The sequence below is a fragment of the Mesorhizobium sp. GbtcB19 genome (genome assembly GCF_019091085.1).
GTDB lineage: Bacteria > Pseudomonadota > Alphaproteobacteria > Rhizobiales > Rhizobiaceae > Mesorhizobium.
Window position 1 is genome coordinate 1 of record NZ_JAGXJY010000162.1, and the last position, 312, is coordinate 312.

General features: G+C 39.4%; 1 protein-coding gene. It reads right to left on the reverse strand.

Annotation, left to right across the window (positions count from 1 at the left end; translation table 11 throughout):
• The coding region (locus tag KVT37_RS32050) for a distal tail protein Dit (protein ID WP_217579003.1) at positions 1–312 on the reverse strand (312 nt) is incomplete at both ends.

Below are 312 nucleotides of genomic sequence, written 5' to 3' on the forward strand. Positions count from 1 at the left end.
ATCAACAACCGCCATGTAAGTTCTGTCTTTCTCATCATCAAATATAAGTTCCTTAGCTTCACCTGTGACAAGCCACTTTGCTAAATCTTCTTTCACCTTCTGCATATTAGCCTGGTCAAGTGCTTTCAGTATTACTGGTACTTTTATTTCACGTTTACCTGTATTTGTTTGTAATAAGTGTCCTCCGGGCATCCCGTTTACCTCCAGGAAGTCACGTTTAATAGGAGCCCAGGCAGGACGATTAAATCCCATAAGGATAAATATGTAAACTTTACGTTCGCCATTAAATGTTAAGCTACCGGTTTGTTTTGA